The sequence below is a fragment of the Thorsellia kenyensis genome (assembly GCF_042432445.1).
Lineage (GTDB): Bacteria > Pseudomonadota > Gammaproteobacteria > Enterobacterales > Thorselliaceae > Thorsellia > Thorsellia kenyensis.
The window spans coordinates 1-695 of the sequence record NZ_JBHLXE010000026.1 but is presented as its reverse complement, the minus strand read 5'-3'; the positions used below and the strand labels follow the sequence as shown (position 1 = coordinate 695).

At 36.4% G+C, this 695-nt stretch carries 1 protein-coding gene; it reads right to left on the bottom strand.

The window, feature by feature from the left end; translation table 11 throughout:
• Nucleotides 1-290: 290 nt before the first annotated feature.
• Nucleotides 291-695: ISAs1 family transposase (locus ACFFIT_RS02490; RefSeq protein ID WP_385876066.1), on the bottom strand; the 405-nt coding region annotated here is incomplete at its 5' end.

Sequence of the window (695 nt, the reverse complement as noted above, 5' to 3'; positions counted from 1 at the left end):
AGGGAGACTTTCACGTACGGTTCTGTGAGAGGGTGTGGGTGAAACCCCTGTGCTCTACTCGATACTATATTTTTATAATTATTTCTTAGGTTAAAAAATGGTTATTTTTTTAACCTCTCTATATATTGACTCGTAGGGTTCGCCTAACAGTCTGATGATAAGCATATGTTCTTCATCAATACCCTTGACAAGTTCCGGGGTAATTTTTAGGGGGTTAAGCGTTTTAATCGCAAGTTCACTTTAGAGTCAGGGGGAGATTAAACTTTTGCCAGCTTCATCAGCATTTAAAATCATCCCCTTGCTAAATTTAATATTACCGATTCTCTAAAATTAATATCAAATACAGATTTCATCATTTTCGCCGTCATAGGTGCTTCCTTTTTCTTTTCGAGAAGTGGTGTTATTCGTAATAAATTCAGTGTCATTCTTCTTAGAGATGCCAAATTTTTTGCAGCAATCCTGTCATGAACAGCGCTTTGATCTTCTTTTAATGTCACATCTAATATCCAGTGTAGTTTATTTTCTATACCCCAGTGCAGACGAACGATTCTAAGTGCTTCTTCTTCCGTCATTTCATTTGTACATACATAGTAGGAAGTAGTATAAGTCCCTATTTTTCCTTTAACCTGCCTGTCTCTGACTATTGCAATCGCTGTTTTAAGGTGTGGCCATTTTCTTAATAGTTTTTCATCTAG